This is a genomic window from Microbacterium testaceum StLB037 (genome assembly GCF_008763945.1).
GTDB classification, from domain to species: Bacteria; Actinomycetota; Actinomycetes; order Actinomycetales; family Microbacteriaceae; genus Microbacterium; species Microbacterium testaceum_G.
The window spans coordinates 364574-378941 of the sequence record NZ_VTQH01000002.1 but is presented as its reverse complement, the minus strand read 5'-3'; the positions used below and the strand labels follow the sequence as shown (position 1 = coordinate 378941).

Here is a 14368-nt window from a genome sequence, read left to right as displayed (position 1 = left end):
TCTGTTTTCGAGTCGGCACCGCCGGCCACACCCGGAAGGACCCGCCATGGTCACCTTCGTCGACCGCGTGACCCTGCACCTGCGTGCAGGAAAGGGCGGCAACGGCTGCGTCTCGGTGCGCCGTGAGAAGTTCAAGCCGCTGGCCGGTCCCGACGGCGGCAACGGAGGCAGCGGCGGCGACGTCGTGCTCGTCGCCGACCCGCAGACCACGACCCTGCTGTCGTACCACCACTCGCCGCACCGCTCCGCGGGCAACGGCGGGTTCGGCATGGGCGACCACCGCTCGGGCGCGCTGGGTGAGGATCAAGAGCTCCCCGTGCCGCTCGGCACCGTCGTCAAAGACACCGACGGAAACGTGCTCGTCGACATGCTCACCCCGGGAATGCGCTTCGTCGCCGCCCCTGGCGGTCTGGGCGGTCTCGGCAACGCCGCTCTCGCCTCGCCCAAGCGCAAAGCCCCCGGCTTCGCGCTGCTCGGAACCCCCGGTTACGAGGGCGACGTCGTCCTCGAGCTCAAGACCGTCGCCGACGTCGCCCTGGTCGGCTTCCCCTCGGCGGGCAAGTCGAGCCTGATCGCCGCGGTATCGGCCGCTCGCCCCAAGATCGCCGACTACCCGTTCACCACGCTGCACCCGAACCTCGGCGTCGTGCAGGCGGGCGACGCTCGCTACACGATCGCCGACGTGCCGGGCCTCATCGAGGGCGCGAGCGAGGGGAAGGGCCTGGGCCTGGAGTTCCTCCGCCACGTCGAGCGCTGCACGGCCCTCGTGCACGTGCTGGACTGCGCCACGCTCGACCCGGGTCGCGACCCGCTCAGCGACCTCGACATCATCCTCGCCGAGCTCGCTGCCTACCCGGTGCCCGAAGGTCAGATCCCCCTGCTCGACCGCCCGCAGATCGTCGCCTTGAATAAGGTCGACGTCCCCGAGGCGCACGAGCTCGCCGACTTCGTGCGCCCCGACCTCGAGGCCCGCGGCTTCCGCGTCTTCGAGATCTCCACCGTCAGCCGCGCGGGTCTGCGCGAGCTCACTTTCGCCCTCGGCGACATCGTCGAGGAGCACCGTCTCGCGACGATCGACCAGACGCCGGCCGAGCGCGTGGTCATCCGCCCGAAGGGCGCCGCCAAGGACTTCGAGATCAAGGTCGAGGGCGGAACGTACGGCCCCGTCTACCGCATCCTCGGCGACAAGCCGGTCAAGTGGGTGCAGCAGACCGACTTCCAGAACGAAGAGGCCGTGGGCTACCTCGCCGACCGTCTCGCGCGCCTCGGCGTCGAAGACGGGCTGTTCCGCGCCGGCGCGGTCGCGGGCGCGACCGTGGTCATCGGCCCCGGCGACGGCATCGTCTTCGACTGGGAGCCCACCCTCACCTCGGCGGCCGAGCTCATGACGGCCCCCCGCGGCACCGACCCGCGTCTCGTGCAGAACTCCCGCCGTACCTCGTCGGAGCGCCGCGAGCAGTATCACGAGCGGATGGATGCCAAGGCCGACGCCCGCGCCGAGCTCGAGGCCGAGCGCCGCGCGGCGCGTGCCGCCGGCATCTCGCCCGACGGCGACTCCTCCCAGCTCGCGTTCGAGGACGAGGAGCGGTGACCGCGACGACGCGCGCCGACATCCCCGGCGCCGCCCGCGTCGTGGTGAAGGTCGGTTCGTCGTCGATCAGCGGCGACGGAGCCCACCGCATCGACACGATCGTCGAGGCGCTCTCGCGCGCCCACGGCGCCGGAACCGAGGTCGTCCTCGTGTCATCGGGCGCCATCGCCACGGCACTTCCGCTGCTCGACCTCGAGGGCCGCCCGAACGACCTCGCCACCCAGCAGGCCGCAGCCGCGGTCGGTCAGAACGTCCTCATGTGGCGGTACCAGACCTCGCTCGACCGCTTCGGTCTGCTCGCGGGACAGGTCCTCCTCACGGCCGGCGACCTCGAGAACGCCACGCACCGCTCCAACGCGCGTCGCGCCATGGAGAGACTGCTGGGGCTCGGCATCCTGCCCATCGTGAACGAGAACGACACCGTCGCCACTCACGAGATCCGCTTCGGCGACAACGACCGGCTCGCCGCCCTCGTGGCGCAGCTGATCGGCGCCGACGTGCTCGTGCTGCTCAGCGACATCGAGACGCTCTTCACCCGTCCGCCCAGCGAACCCGGAGCCCGCCCCATCACTGACGTGGCATGGGGCGACGACCTGTCGGAGTTTGAGTTCGGCGCGGGCGTCGTGAACGGAGTGGGCACCGGGGGAGCGGCCACCAAGGCCTCGGCGGCCAAGCTCGCCTCGACCGCGGGGGTGGGCGTGCTCGTCACGAGCGCCGACCTCGTGGCATCCGCCCTCTCGGGGGAGTCGGTGGGCACATGGTTCGCCCCTCATCCCGACCCCGTGACCCTCTCCACCGGCCCCGTGGGCGCCATCACCCCCGCCGGTACACTGAGCGCATGACCGCCATCGCCACCTCCGTCGACGAGCGCCTGCGTCTGGCCAAAGACGCCGCGCGCGAGATCGGTCTGCTCGATTCGGCCCGCAAGAGCGCGCTGCTGCACGCCGTCGCCGACGCGCTCGAGGCCGCATCGACCGAGATCGTCGCGGCCAACGCCGACGACCTCGAGAGAGGGCGGCAGGATGCCATCGGCGAGGCGCTACTGGACCGCCTGCGTCTCGATGACACGCGCGTGTCGGCCCTCGCCGCGGCGGTGCGCGATGTCGCCGAGCTCCCCGACCCGGTCGGGCGCGTCCTCGACACCCGCACCCTGCCGAACGGCCTCTCCCTCGAGAAGGTGGCCGTGCCCTTCGGCGTGGTCGGCTCGATATACGAGGCACGACCCAACGTGACCGTCGACATCGCCTCTCTGGCCCTGCGCTCGGGCAATGCCGTGGTGCTGCGCGGGGGGTCGGCGGCGCAGAGCAGCAACGCCACGCTCGTGCGCGTCATGCGCGATGCGCTGGCCGATCAGGGTGTGAGCCCCGAGGCGATCCAGAGCGTCGACGACTTCGGTCGTGACGGCGCGAAGGCCCTCATGAACGCCCGCGGCCTCGTCGACGTGCTCGTCCCGCGCGGCAGCGCCGGACTCATCGAGACCGTCGTCACCGAGTCGACCGTCCCCGTCATCGAGACCGGGGCCGGCGTCGTGCACGTCTTCCTCGACGCCACCGCGCGCGAGGACTGGGCCCGCGACATCGTGCTGAACGCCAAGACCCAGCGCCCGAGCGTGTGCAACGCCGTCGAGACGGTGCTCGTGCACCGCGCGGCGGCCGATCGCCTGCTGCCGGAGCTGCTGGCATCCCTCGACGAAGCCGGCGTGACCGTGCACGGCGACGAGGCGACGCGCGCGCTAGATGCGCGGGTCGTCTCGGCCACCGACGACGACTGGTCGACGGAGTACGGCACGCTCGATCTCGCCGTGCGCGTGGTCGACGGTCTCGACGAGGCGCTCGCGCACATCCGCCGCTACTCGACGCACCACACCGAGTCGATCATCACCGCCGACCCCGAGGCGGCCGAGCGCTTCCTCGCCGAGGTCGACTCCGCGGTGGTGCTGGTGAACGCCTCCACGCGTTTCACCGATGGAGGCGAGTTCGGCTTCGGGGCCGAGGTCGGCATCTCCACCCAGAAACTCCACGCCCGCGGACCCATGGGCCTCGCCGAGCTCACGAGCACGAAGTGGCTCGGGCGCGGCGACGGCCAGGTACGCGCCTGACCGCCTAAAATGAGATGCGCGCCTCGCGCAGACCTCTGATCGGAGCACTGATGACTTTCGTCGCACTTCTGGCCCACGCCGCAGAAGAAGGCGCCCACCACGGCGGCAACGTCCAGGCCCAGACCTTCTGGTACGGCGCCGTGGCGTTCGTGACCTTCGTCGCCCTGAGCCTCGTGACGCTGTCGTACCGCAACGTGTCGAACCGTCACGCGCACAAGGCGGCGGCGTACACCCAGAAGCACGGGACGCCCACCCCCGAGGCGCACGGCCACTGAGGCCCACCGTATGTCGGTGACGCGCGCCCCTCGCATCGGGGTCATGGGTGGGACGTTCGATCCCATCCATCACGGTCACCTGGTCGCCGCCAGCGAGGTCGCCCAATCGTTGGACCTCGACGAGGTCGTCTTCGTGCCCACGGGCCGCCCGTGGCAGAAAGACGACGTCACCGAGAGCGAGCACCGCTACCTCATGACGGTGATCGCCACGGCATCCAATCCGCAGTTCACCGTGAGCCGCGTCGACGTCGATCGCGCGGGGCCCACGTACACGATCGACACCCTGCGCGACCTGCAGGATCAGCGCCCCGGTGCAGAGCTGTTCTTCATCACGGGCGCCGACGCGGTCGCGCAGATCCTCAGCTGGCGCAACCATCAAGAGCTGTGGGACCTCGCGCACTTCGTCGCGGTCTCGCGACCGGGTCACGTCCTGACCACCGAGGGCCTCCCGTCCGAGAACGTGAGCCAGCTGGAGATCCCCGCCCTGTCGATCTCGTCCACAGACTGCCGCGCCCGCGTGCGCCGGGGCCACCCCGTGTGGTACCTCGTGCCCGACGGCGTCGTGCAGTACATCGCGAAGCACCACCTCTACCGGAGCACAGCATGAGCACTCCCGAGAATTCCGAGACTCCCGCGCTGACCCGTCGGCAGCTGCGCGAGCTCCGCCAGACCGGCGCGACGCCCATCATCACTCCGCAGCCCGAGGGCGAGACTCCGGATGCCGGCACCCCGGCCCCCGCGGTCGAGGCACCCGAGGCGCCCGTCGTGGATCGCGTCCCCGAGCCCGGCGTCGCCGAGGAGCCCGCCGTCTCGAGCGAGCCCGCGGTCTCGGACGAGCACGCTGTGCTCGGGGCCCCCGCCGGCGCTGGGGCGCCCTCGACGCACGAGCCGGCCGTATCGGAGGAGCCCGCACCCGTCGTCCCGCGTGACGAGCCGTTCGCTCCCGCCCTCCGCCCCGACTCGTTCGACGGCCCGTTCGGCGACGGCGACTTCGGCGTCACCGGCCTCACCCGCCGCCAGGTGCGGGCGCAGGAGAAGATCCGCACCGCGGCCGTGCCGGTGATCAGCTCCGACCTCGAGTCGTCGCTGCCCCGCCAGAACGCCCCGGCCGCGGCCCCGCAGGTCGACGACGAGCCCGCTCAGCCGGCGATCTTCCGACCGGCCGCCCTCGAGGAGGCCGCGGCCGACGCTCCCGGGTCATCGGTGGTGAACCCCGCCCTCGGCTCCGAGCTGCTCGACGGCGCGACCCCCGAGGTCACCCTCCCGGCCTCGTTCGACCAGCTGATCTCGCGCAACACCGCCGCGAGCGGCGCGGTGTCGACCCCGAACGCGCTGATCCTGTCGCAGACTCCCGCGGGCGTCCCCCTGGTCGGCCCCGTCACCGCGACGGGCGAGGTCATGATCACCGGCACCTTCGAACTGCCCGAGGGTCTGGGCTCGATCGGTCACGCACCCGGCACCACCGACGGCCGTGACGCCGACGCGGTGCTCCTCGACGGCGAGCTGCCGCCCGCCTCGTCTCCCACCCCGATCGCGGCCAGCGCCGCGATCAGCACCGTCAAGCAGCCCGGTGAGATCATCCGACCGCCGGCACCCGAGAAGGGCAGCAAGCTCCTCATCGGGCTCATCATCACGACCGGTGCTCTCTTCCTGGCGGTGGCCGTCACCCTCGGCCTCGCCTTCACGACAGGAGTCTTCCGATGACCGCCACCGACAACGGTCGCGAGATGGCGCAGATCGCCGCCCTCGCCGCCGACGCGAAGGGCGGCGACGACATCGTCGCCCTCGACGTCTCCGAGCCCCTTCCGCTGGTCGACATCTTCCTCCTCGTCACCGGTCGCAACGAGCGCAACGTCGCCGCGATCGCCGACGAGGTCGAAGAGAAGCTGCTCGAGCACGGCCACAAGCGCGTGCGTCGCGAGGGCCGGCAGGAGTCCCGCTGGGTGCTGCTCGACTTCGGCGACCTGGTCGTGCACGTCTTCCACGAAGAGGAGCGCGTCTATTACGGCCTCGAGCGCCTGTGGAAGGACTGCCCGGTCGTCCCGATCGAGCTGCCGACCCCGGCCAACGCCGCCGACTGACGCCCTCCCCGTCGACGCCCTCTGCCACCGCGGCAGGGGGCGTTCGCGTTCGTTCGCCGGATTCATAGCCGCGGGGGCGCAAGCTGGGTCGGTGTCACCCACCTCGCCCCGCGTGCGCCGCAACCGGCGCCGACTCCTGCTCATCGTCGCCGCCGTCGTCACCACGGCGGTGGTGGGCACCGTGGCCTTCGTCGCCGTGAACCTCGCGGGGGCGGCCAATGGCATCCGTCATTCCGATGCCGAGCTGCCCACCGCCGCTCCCGGCGTCGCGCAGGACGAGGGCGAGCAGAACATCCTCATCATGGGTCTCGACAGCCGCGTCGACGAGGACGGCAAGCCCTACCCGCAGGAGATCTACGACGCCATTCACGCCGAAGACGCCTCGGTCGGCGGGTACAACACCAACGTGCTGATGTACGTGCACATCCCGGCCGGCGGCGGGCAGGCGGTGGCCGTCTCGATCCCACGCGACGACTACGTCGACTACGCGGGCGCTCCCGGCGGGACGAAGAAGGGGAAGATCAAAGAGGCTTATGGTCGAGCCTTCGCCGCGAAGAACGACGAGCTGCGCGCCGCGGGCGTGGCCGAGGACGACGCGTACCAGCAGGCCCGTGACGCCGCCCGTACCGAGGAGATGCAGACCGTCTCGCAGTTCCTGGGAGGGGTGCCCATCGACCACTTCGTCGAGGTCACGATGGCGGCGTTCTACCGGGTCGCGCAGGCCGTGCAGCCGATCTCGGTGTGCCTGAACCAGGCCACGGCCGACACGTACTCGGGCGCGAACTTCGCCGCCGGCGAGCAGCAGATCGACGCGTCGCAGGCGATGGCGTTCGTTCGTCAGCGCCGCGACACCGAGTACCGCAACGTCTTCCTCACCGACCTCGACCGCACGCGCCGCCAGCAGGCGTTCATGGTGTCGCTCGCGCTCAAGCTGCGCGATGCGCAGACGTTCACCGACTTCGGACGCATGCAGGACCTCCTCGATACCGCCAAGCAGTACGTGGCCGTCGACAAGGGCTTCGACCTGCTGAGCCTCGCCTCCACCGCGCAGCGCCTCGCCGGGGGAGACGTGACGTTCCAGACCCTTCCCGTCGAGCGCTTCGGCACGATCGACGGCGAGAGCGTAAACATCGTCGACCAGAAGGCGATCGCGGCGCAGGTCAGCGCCCTGCTGCATCCGGAGCCCGCGTCGACGACGGAGGCGTCCTCGGCCCCGTCCGAGGAGCCCGCGGCCACGGCTTCCGAGACCGCGGCCCCCTCGGCGTCTCCCAGCCCGACGTCATCGGTGTACACCGACTCGCAGCAGCCGATGCGCTCGGGGTCGGTGCCCTGCGTGAACTGAACCGCTCAGCCGTACCGCTCGCGATACCGGCGCTCGGCGGCGGGGTGCAGGGCGATCGGCGAGGTGTCGATGAGACTCGCCGGGGTCAGATACTGGATGCCGAGGGCGTCCGGCGGCACGAGGGCCGGGGCGTCGTCGATGAGGGCGTCGACGAGCGCGCGCGCCAGGTCGTCGGCGAGGTCGGCGCGAGCGAGCAGGAGGTTCGCGACGCCGATCGTGGGCACCGATCGCGTGGCGCCGTAGACGCCGGCGGGGATCGTGGTGGCGGCGTACACGTCGGGGAACCGCGCACTGAGCGCCGGCAGAGCGGGGGTCGTGTCGATCACCGACACCGGTACTTGCTCGGCGAGTGCCGCGATCTGCGGGGTGGGGACCCCACCCGACCAGAAGAAGGCGTCGATGCGTCCCGCGGCGAGATCGTCGACGGCGCCGCGGAACGTGCGTTCCACCGTCCGCGGCCTCGCGGTGCCCGTCGAGTCGAGTCCGGACGCGTCGAGCACCCGTCTCGCCGTCTGAGCCGCGCCCGATCCCGGGGCACCCAGAGACACCGTGCGCCCCGCCAGGTCGGCGAGCTGCGAGATCCCGGCGCCCGCGCGCACGATGCACTGAAGGTAGTTCTGGTAGACGCGCCCGATCGCGACGATGTCGTCAGCGGCATCCGTTGCCGAATCCACCAGAGAGAGTCCGAGGTCCACGCGGCGCTCCCGCAGCAGGCGGAGGTTGTCGATGCTGCCCTCGCTGGCCCGTGGCGAGACGGACACCGCCGCCGATGACGCCGTCGCGGCCGCCAGAAGTTGGCCGAACTCGAGGTAGCTGCCGCCCGGTTCCCCGCAGCCGAGGACGAGAGGGGTCGACGAGGGAGCGGAACAGGCCGCGAGCGACAGCGCCCCGGCGCCCGCCACGATCGAGAAGAACGCGCGGCGGGTCAGCGGGGTCACGAGCGTCTCCACTCGAGTCGTGCGCCGAGTCCGCCCAGGGGCGACCGCTCGAGGTACAGGGTGCCTCCGGCTGCCCGCATAAGCTCGGCCACGATCGCGAGCCCCAGGCCGGTGCCCGGCATCGAACGGTGAGCGCTCGCGCGCCAGAAGCGTGTGCCCATGCTCTCGAGGTCGGCGTCGGCGAGGTGGGCACCCGAGTCGTCGACGCGCAGCGTGACGCCGCCTCCGTCGTCGGTCAGGGCCAGCCGTACCAGAGCGCCGCGACCGGCGTAGTTGGCTGCGTTGTCGAGCAGCACCTGGACCATCTCCTCGAGATCCGCTCGGCCGCACGGCACGACGACCGCGGTGTCGTCCGAGGCTTCGAGGATCACGCCCGCCTCGTCGAGTCGCCAGCGGTGCAGATGCCCGAGCTCGGATGCCGACACCCGGCATTCGCGCTCCGCCCCCTCGTCCCGCGCGGCGTCGTAGCCCTGCCGCGAGGCGGAGGCGCGATGCTCGGCGTTGGCCAGGGTCAGCATCCGTTCGACGGTGTGCTCGAGCCGGTCGAGGTCGTGGTCGACCGCGGCGAGGTCGTCCGCGGCATCCGGATTCCGAGGGAGCGAGTCCACGCGGAGGCGGATGGCGGCCAGGGGAGTGCGCAGCTGGTGCGAGGCGTCGGCCACGAAGCCGCGCTGCTGCTCGAGGGTGTTCTCGACCTCGTCGGTCATGGTGGTGAAGGCGCGGCTGAGACGGCGAAGCTCGGGTGGTCCGGTCGGACGCAGGGGGACCGGCTCGCGATGGGCTGTGAGCGCGGCGACGGCGGCATCGAGCGCGCGCACCGGGCGCAGGATCCAGCGTGTCCAGAGCAGGGAGGCCCCCATGAGGGCGGCGAGCATCAGCAAGCCGATGAGGACCACGACCGTCCACGCCGCCGCGACCTCGGTCTTCGCGCGGACGAGATCGACCTCGAGCACCACCACTCCGGTCGACAGATCGCCCGCCGCGATGACGGGGACGGCGACCAGCGCGGTGTCGGGGGCCCACGGCGTGACGCTCGGCAGCGACACCTGGGGGATCGCCCGCGAGGCCGCTCCGGCTATCGAACGCACGTCGACGTCGGGGGAGAGGCCCCCGGCCGAGGCAACCGCGCCGCCGCTCTCATCGAGCACGAGCACGGCCTCGCCGTACACCGCGTAGAACCGGTCGACGTAGGTCTGCAGGCTCGACGTGCCGCCCTGGACGAGCGCCGTTCGGGCCCGCTGCACGACCTGGTCGAGCGCCGCCTGGCGCTGCAGGGCGACCTGTTGCGTGCGCGAGTCCGCGATCGACTGCGCGACGGGGATGAGCACCGCGATGACCGCGATGAGCCCGAAGACCAGCAGCGGAAGCAGGACCCGCAGCTTCACGCGGCATCCTCGAGGCGGTACCCGTAGCCGCGGACCGTGGTGATTGTGACCTCGGGGAGCTTCTGTCGCACCTGGCCCATGTGCACGTCGAACGACCGCGACGACGCCGCGTAGGCGTCGCCCCACACCTCGTCGAGGATGACTCGGCGGCTCACGACCGTCCCCGCGCGGCGGGCGAGAGACAACAGGATGCCGAACTCGTTGGGCGTGAGCGACACGTCACGGCCCGCGGCGCTGACGCGTCGGGAGTCGATGTCGATCGACAGCCGGGAAGTCTCCACACGGGTCGGCTCCTCGGGCGGGCTGTACCGGCGCGTGACGGCGATCAGTCGCGCGAGGAGCTCGTGCAGGCGCACGGGCTTGACGAGGTAGTCGTCGGCACCGAGCGACAGCGCCCGCACGGTCGACCGCTCGTCGCCCCGCGCGGTCACCACGATCACCGGGATCTGGCTGAGCTCACGGAGATCCCGCAAGACGTCGAGGCCGTCGCGGTCTTCGAGGCCGAGATCCAGCAGGACCGCCTGGGCGTCGCGGTGGCGCAGGAGCACGTCGCTGCCCCGAGAGACCCGGGTGCACGTGTGACCGGCGCGGCTCAGGGCCGAGACGAGAGCCGCGGCGACGGAGCCGTCGTCCTCGGCGACGAGTACGTGCATGCTCCATCGTAGGCACAGGCTCGGCGGCTCCGCGGCCCTCGAATGTAAGGCCACTGTAAGGATCTCGCTCGGCGGTGCCGCGGCCCGACACGATGGCCGATAAGCCTCGTCACCGCTGCCGGAGGCCCCCTCTCGGCGGTGACGAGACGACCAGCGTCCCTCGACCGAACGGTTTCCTCATGTCAACGACGACGACGATCCCCACGAGTCTGCGGCGTTCGATCTCGAACACCCTCAAAGGCTCGGCCGGCAACCTCGTGGAGTGGTACGACGTCTACGTCTACTCCGTGTTCGCGGTGTACTTCGAGTCGCAGTTCTTCAGCGCCGACGACAAGAACTCCACCATCTACGTGTGGGCGATCTTCGCCGTCACTTTCCTCATGCGACCGATCGGCTCGTGGTTCTTCGGTCGCTTCGCCGACCGCTACGGCCGCCGCCTGTCGCTGACGGTGTCGGTGTCGCTCATGGCCTTCTGCTCGCTCATCATCGCCTTCGCTCCGACCGCCGAGGCGATCGGAGTCGGCGCCGTCGTCATCCTCGTCTTGGCCCGACTCCTGCAGGGCTTCGCCACCGGCGGCGAGTACGGCACGAGCGCCACCTACATGTCCGAGGCCGCGATGCCCGGTCGCCGCGGGTTCCTCTCGTCCTTCCACTACGTCACGCTCGTCGGCGGGCACGTGCTGGCGCAGACCACCCTGCTCATCATGGTGCTGACGCTCGACGAGGAAGCCATCACGACATGGGGCTGGCGCGTGGCGTTCGCCATCGGCGGCGTCGCGGCGGTGGCCGTGTTCTGGATGCGCCGCACGATGGACGAGTCGCTCGAGAAGCACGTGCTCGACGACACCAAGGCGGGCCGGGCGAAGGACTCCGGTTCGATGCGCGACCTGCTCGTGAACAACTGGCGCCCGCTGCTGCTGTGCTTCGCGGTGACCGCGGGCGGCACCGTCGCGTTCTACACGTACTCGGTCACCGGACCGAACATCGTCAAGACGGCCTTCTCGGGCGGCGACGTCGTCACCGGCACCGTGATCAACCTCATCGCGCTGACCGCCCTCATGCTGATGCAGCCCCTCGGCGGCTGGCTGAGCGACAAGGTCGGCCGCAAGACGCTCCTGGTGTTCTTCGGCGTCGGCGGAGTGCTCTACACGTGGTTCCTCATCACGATGCTCCCGCAGCAGACCAACGAGTTCGCCGCCTTCGCGATCCTGCTCGGCGGCTTCGTCATCCTGACCGGATACACCTCGATCAACGCGCTCGTGAAGGCCCAGCTGTTCCCGACGCACGTGCGGGCGCTCGGCGTCGGCCTCGGCTACGCCCTCGCCAACTCGCTCTTCGGCGGCACCGCGCCCCTGCTGTACGCCGGAGCGCAGTCGACCTCGCAGGTGCCGTTGTTCATCGTGTACGTCACGGTCATCATCGCGGCCTCGCTCGCGGTGTACATCTTCGCCCTGCGCAACAAGGCGCCGAACTGGCTCGACGACGAGCTCGTGATGCGCGAAGCGCACGTGAAGAAGAGCCGCGAGACGGTCTCGGCCCGCTGACCCCGCCGCGCGAGGGGCGCCTCTCCTTCGGGGGAGGCGCCCCTTGTGGTTGATGGGTGGGGCGGGGCGGCTACGCTCCGCGATTCGCGCGGAGTCATTCTCTCCGGCGGTCTCGGGCTGAGGCTGTGCGGATCGCTGACTTTGTGCGGGGGCACGGGATGCCGCGGGCGCCGGTGTCACTCTTTTCCTCAGCAATCCGCACAAAGTCAGTGGCATCCCGCGCCTCAGGGCTGAAGTTGTGCGGATCGCTGAGTTGGTGCCGGGGCCCCGGATGCCGCGGTGCCTATCGCTTCGCACAACCTCCGCGATTCGCACAAACTCAGTGGCATTTCGCGCCTCGGGGCTGAAGTTATGCGGATCGCTGAGTGTGTGCCGAGAACCCCGGATGCCGTGGTGCCGGCGCCCCGCGTAGGTTCAGCGATTCGCGCAGAGTCAGTAACATCCCCTGCCTCGGGGCTGAAGTTATGCGGATCGCTGAGTCTATGCGCCCGGCTCGGGATGCCGTCGCCCCCGCCGACCCGAGGACGAGCCGGAGGCGAAACGACGAAAGCCCCCGCCGAAGCGGAGGCTTTCTCTTGTGGTGGACCTGAGGGGACTCGAACCCCTGACCCCCTGCATGCCATGCAGGTGCGCTACCAGCTGCGCCACAGGCCCGTTTGTTTTGTTTTCCGCCCCGTTTGAGGCAACTCCATGAGCTTACAACACAGATCGCGACGGCAAGAAATCGGCGCCGCCGGGCGTGTCGTCGAGCCCCGCAGCGGCCGCGAGGACGGCCCGTCGGAGGGCTTGTCCGCGCTCGCTCACCATGCGCTGGCGCGTCACGTACTCGGCCTTGCCCTCGGGGGTCTCGATCGCGACGGGGGTGTACCCCCAGGCGGTCAGGTCATAGGGGGAGGCCTGCATGTCGAGCGTGCGGATGTCTCGCGCCAGCTCGAAGGCGTCGAGCAGCAACGAGCCCGGAACCAGCGGCCCGAGCTTCACGGCCCACTTGTAGACGTCCATCCCCGCGTGCAGGCAGCCCGGCTGCTCTCTCGCGACCCGGTCGTCGCGGCTGAGCGGCGTGCGGTTGAGGGGCACCGCCTCGGGAGTGAAGAACCGGAAAGCGTCGAAGTGCGTACACCTCAGGTCGTGCGCGTCGACCACCGCGTCGGTGCCGTCACGACCCAGACGCAGCGGAACGGCGTGGCGAACCTCGTCGGCGCGGTACGCCATCGCCCACTCGTGCAGGCCGAAGCAGCCGAACTGCGCCGGCCGGTCGGCGGTCGCCCTCAGCAGGTTGACGATTCCGCGGTACATCGATCCCTTCTCGGTGCGGAAGCGCTCGGCATCCACCTCGACACGATCGCCCTCTGCCCGGTACCAGCGCCACCCGACGCGCTCGTCGGCCTGCTCGAGCAACACGCCCGGGCCCGGATGCCAGCGCCGAAGAATCGCCGGCTTGTACGAGTAGTACGTGAAGAGGAAGTCCTCGACCGGGTGCTTCTGCGCGCGACTCGCGCGAGCGCGGTGGTCAGCGGTGAGCACGTCGGCGCGCGCGGCGTGCTCTTCAGCGAGGGCTGCCCATTCCTCGCGAGCGAGGACGGGCCGGGTGAGCAGCGACGTCACTCGACCGGCTCGATGAGCTCGGGGGAGTCGTTGCGCACGTTCCCCACCGCGGACGACACGACGTGGTCGTCAAGGGTCTCGGCCATGTCGGGGGCGGCGTCGATCGCCGCGTCGAGAATGTCTCCGACGTTCTCCGTCGTGGGGTCGAGCCAGGCGTCGGCGAAATCGGGGTCCATGAACAGCGGCATGCGGTCGTGGATCGACCCGAGGCGCCCGATCGCGTCGCGCGTGAGGATGGTGCAGCTCAGCACCCAGCGAGCCGGATCATCGTCGGCGAGCGCGGGATTCTTCCACCACTCGTACAGTCCCGCGAAGAACAGCGGCGAGCCGTCGGCGGGGTGGATGTAGTGCGGCGTCTTCCCCTCGTCGGTGGTCTTCCATTCGTAATAGCCGGAGGCCGGGATCACCGCGCGCCGCTTGATCAGGGCGTTGCGGAACATCGGCTTGTCTTCGACCTCTTCACTGCGTGCGTTGAACGCCCGCGCGCCGATCTTGACGTCTTTGGCCCAGCCCGGGATCAGGCCCCACCGCGCGACCTCGAGGCGCCGCACCGGGGGCTCGCTCTTGATCGAATCGAGCACGATCCCCACCTGCGACGTGGGCGCGATGTTGTACGAGGGCTTCGGCAGCTCGTCGGCCTCGACATCGACGCGCAGCACCCCCACGAGCTCACTGGCCACATTGGCTACGACGAATCGACCGCACATGCCTCCACCGTACGCGCCACCTCCGACATCGGGCCGCCCGTCCGGCCCTCCTTGCGCTCTGCGTCAGTGATTCGCATATCCTCAGCCGGAAGGCACGGGATGCCACTGACTTTGCACGGATCGCTGAGGTTGCGCGCCGCGCCGGNGCA

Annotated in this window: 14 protein-coding genes and 1 tRNA gene; 9 read left to right on the top strand and 6 right to left on the bottom strand. The window is 70.4% G+C overall.

Features of this window, described 5'->3' with window-relative positions:
* Nucleotides 1-46: 46 nt before the first annotated feature.
* The 8 genes from obgE (at nt 47) to F9B98_RS10420 (ending at nt 7387) form a co-directional block, all read left to right on the top strand.
* Nucleotides 47-1591 carry a GTPase ObgE gene (gene obgE, locus F9B98_RS10455; protein ID WP_150956973.1) on the top strand — a complete coding sequence of 515 codons (1545 nt, stop codon included), beginning with the start codon at nt 47-49 and terminating at the stop codon, nt 1589-1591.
* The gene (gene proB, locus F9B98_RS10450; RefSeq protein ID WP_150956970.1) at nt 1588-2433 is read left to right on the top strand and encodes a glutamate 5-kinase; all 846 of its coding nucleotides are present in this window, start codon (nt 1588-1590) and stop codon (nt 2431-2433) included. The genes obgE and proB overlap by 4 nt, the downstream gene beginning before the upstream one ends.
* A complete protein-coding gene (locus tag F9B98_RS10445) occupies nt 2430-3689 on the top strand; it encodes a glutamate-5-semialdehyde dehydrogenase (protein ID WP_150956967.1) in 1260 nt (419 codons plus the stop codon). The genes proB and F9B98_RS10445 overlap by 4 nt, the downstream gene beginning before the upstream one ends.
* A gap of 50 nt (nt 3690-3739) precedes the next feature.
* On the top strand, nt 3740-3964 hold the full coding sequence (locus F9B98_RS10440; RefSeq protein WP_150956964.1) for a hypothetical protein: 225 nt from the start codon (nt 3740-3742) through the stop codon (nt 3962-3964).
* Nucleotides 3965-3974: 10 nt separating this feature from the next.
* Nucleotides 3975-4571 (top strand): nicotinate-nucleotide adenylyltransferase, encoded by a 597-nt coding sequence (gene nadD / locus F9B98_RS10435; protein WP_150956961.1) that lies wholly within the window; start codon nt 3975-3977, stop codon nt 4569-4571.
* Nucleotides 4568-5668, top strand: a complete 1101-nt coding sequence (locus tag F9B98_RS10430) for a hypothetical protein (RefSeq protein ID WP_150956958.1) — start codon at nt 4568-4570, stop codon at nt 5666-5668. The genes nadD and F9B98_RS10430 overlap by 4 nt, the downstream gene beginning before the upstream one ends.
* Nucleotides 5665-6045 carry a ribosome silencing factor gene (gene rsfS / locus F9B98_RS10425; RefSeq protein ID WP_150956956.1) on the top strand — a complete coding sequence of 127 codons (381 nt, stop codon included), beginning with the start codon at nt 5665-5667 and terminating at the stop codon, nt 6043-6045. Before F9B98_RS10430 ends, rsfS begins: the two co-directional genes overlap by 4 nt.
* A 91-nt stretch (nt 6046-6136) precedes the next feature.
* The gene (locus tag F9B98_RS10420) at nt 6137-7387 is read left to right on the top strand and encodes an LCP family protein (protein ID WP_225310307.1); all 1251 of its coding nucleotides are present in this window, start codon (nt 6137-6139) and stop codon (nt 7385-7387) included.
* Nucleotides 7388-7392: 5 nt separating this feature from the next.
* On the opposite strand, the gene F9B98_RS10415 is transcribed toward F9B98_RS10420, so the two are convergent.
* Genes F9B98_RS10415 through F9B98_RS10405 form a run of 3 tightly spaced genes read right to left on the bottom strand, consistent with a single transcriptional unit; the run spans nt 7393 to nt 10363 of the window.
* On the bottom strand, nt 7393-8325 hold the full coding sequence (locus F9B98_RS10415) for a TAXI family TRAP transporter solute-binding subunit (protein WP_191966766.1): 933 nt from the start codon (nt 8323-8325) through the stop codon (nt 7393-7395).
* Nucleotides 8322-9710 (bottom strand): sensor histidine kinase, encoded by a 1389-nt coding sequence (locus F9B98_RS10410; protein ID WP_150956950.1) that lies wholly within the window; start codon nt 9708-9710, stop codon nt 8322-8324. The genes F9B98_RS10415 and F9B98_RS10410 overlap by 4 nt, the downstream gene beginning before the upstream one ends.
* Entirely contained in the window at nt 9707-10363 is a 657-nt protein-coding gene (locus F9B98_RS10405) for a response regulator transcription factor (RefSeq protein WP_150956947.1), read from the bottom strand. Before F9B98_RS10405 ends, F9B98_RS10410 begins: the two co-directional genes overlap by 4 nt.
* A gap of 179 nt (nt 10364-10542) precedes the next feature.
* On the opposite strand from F9B98_RS10405, the gene F9B98_RS10400 reads away from it, so the two are divergent.
* Nucleotides 10543-11907, top strand: a complete 1365-nt coding sequence (locus tag F9B98_RS10400; protein WP_150956945.1) for an MFS transporter — start codon at nt 10543-10545, stop codon at nt 11905-11907.
* Between the two features lie 578 nt (nt 11908-12485).
* Here the strand turns inward: F9B98_RS10400 and F9B98_RS10395 are convergent.
* The 3 genes from F9B98_RS10395 to F9B98_RS10385 form a co-directional block, all read right to left on the bottom strand.
* Nucleotides 12486-12561: transfer RNA gene (locus F9B98_RS10395), tRNA-Ala, on the bottom strand.
* Nucleotides 12562-12603: 42 nt separating this feature from the next.
* Nucleotides 12604-13512, bottom strand: a complete 909-nt coding sequence (locus F9B98_RS10390; protein WP_150956942.1) for a 3-methyladenine DNA glycosylase — start codon at nt 13510-13512, stop codon at nt 12604-12606.
* Complete coding sequence (locus F9B98_RS10385) at nt 13509-14219, bottom strand: SOS response-associated peptidase (RefSeq protein WP_150956939.1); 711 nt, start codon at nt 14217-14219, stop codon at nt 13509-13511. The genes F9B98_RS10390 and F9B98_RS10385 overlap by 4 nt, the downstream gene beginning before the upstream one ends.
* Between the last annotated feature and the right edge of the window lie 149 nt (nt 14220-14368).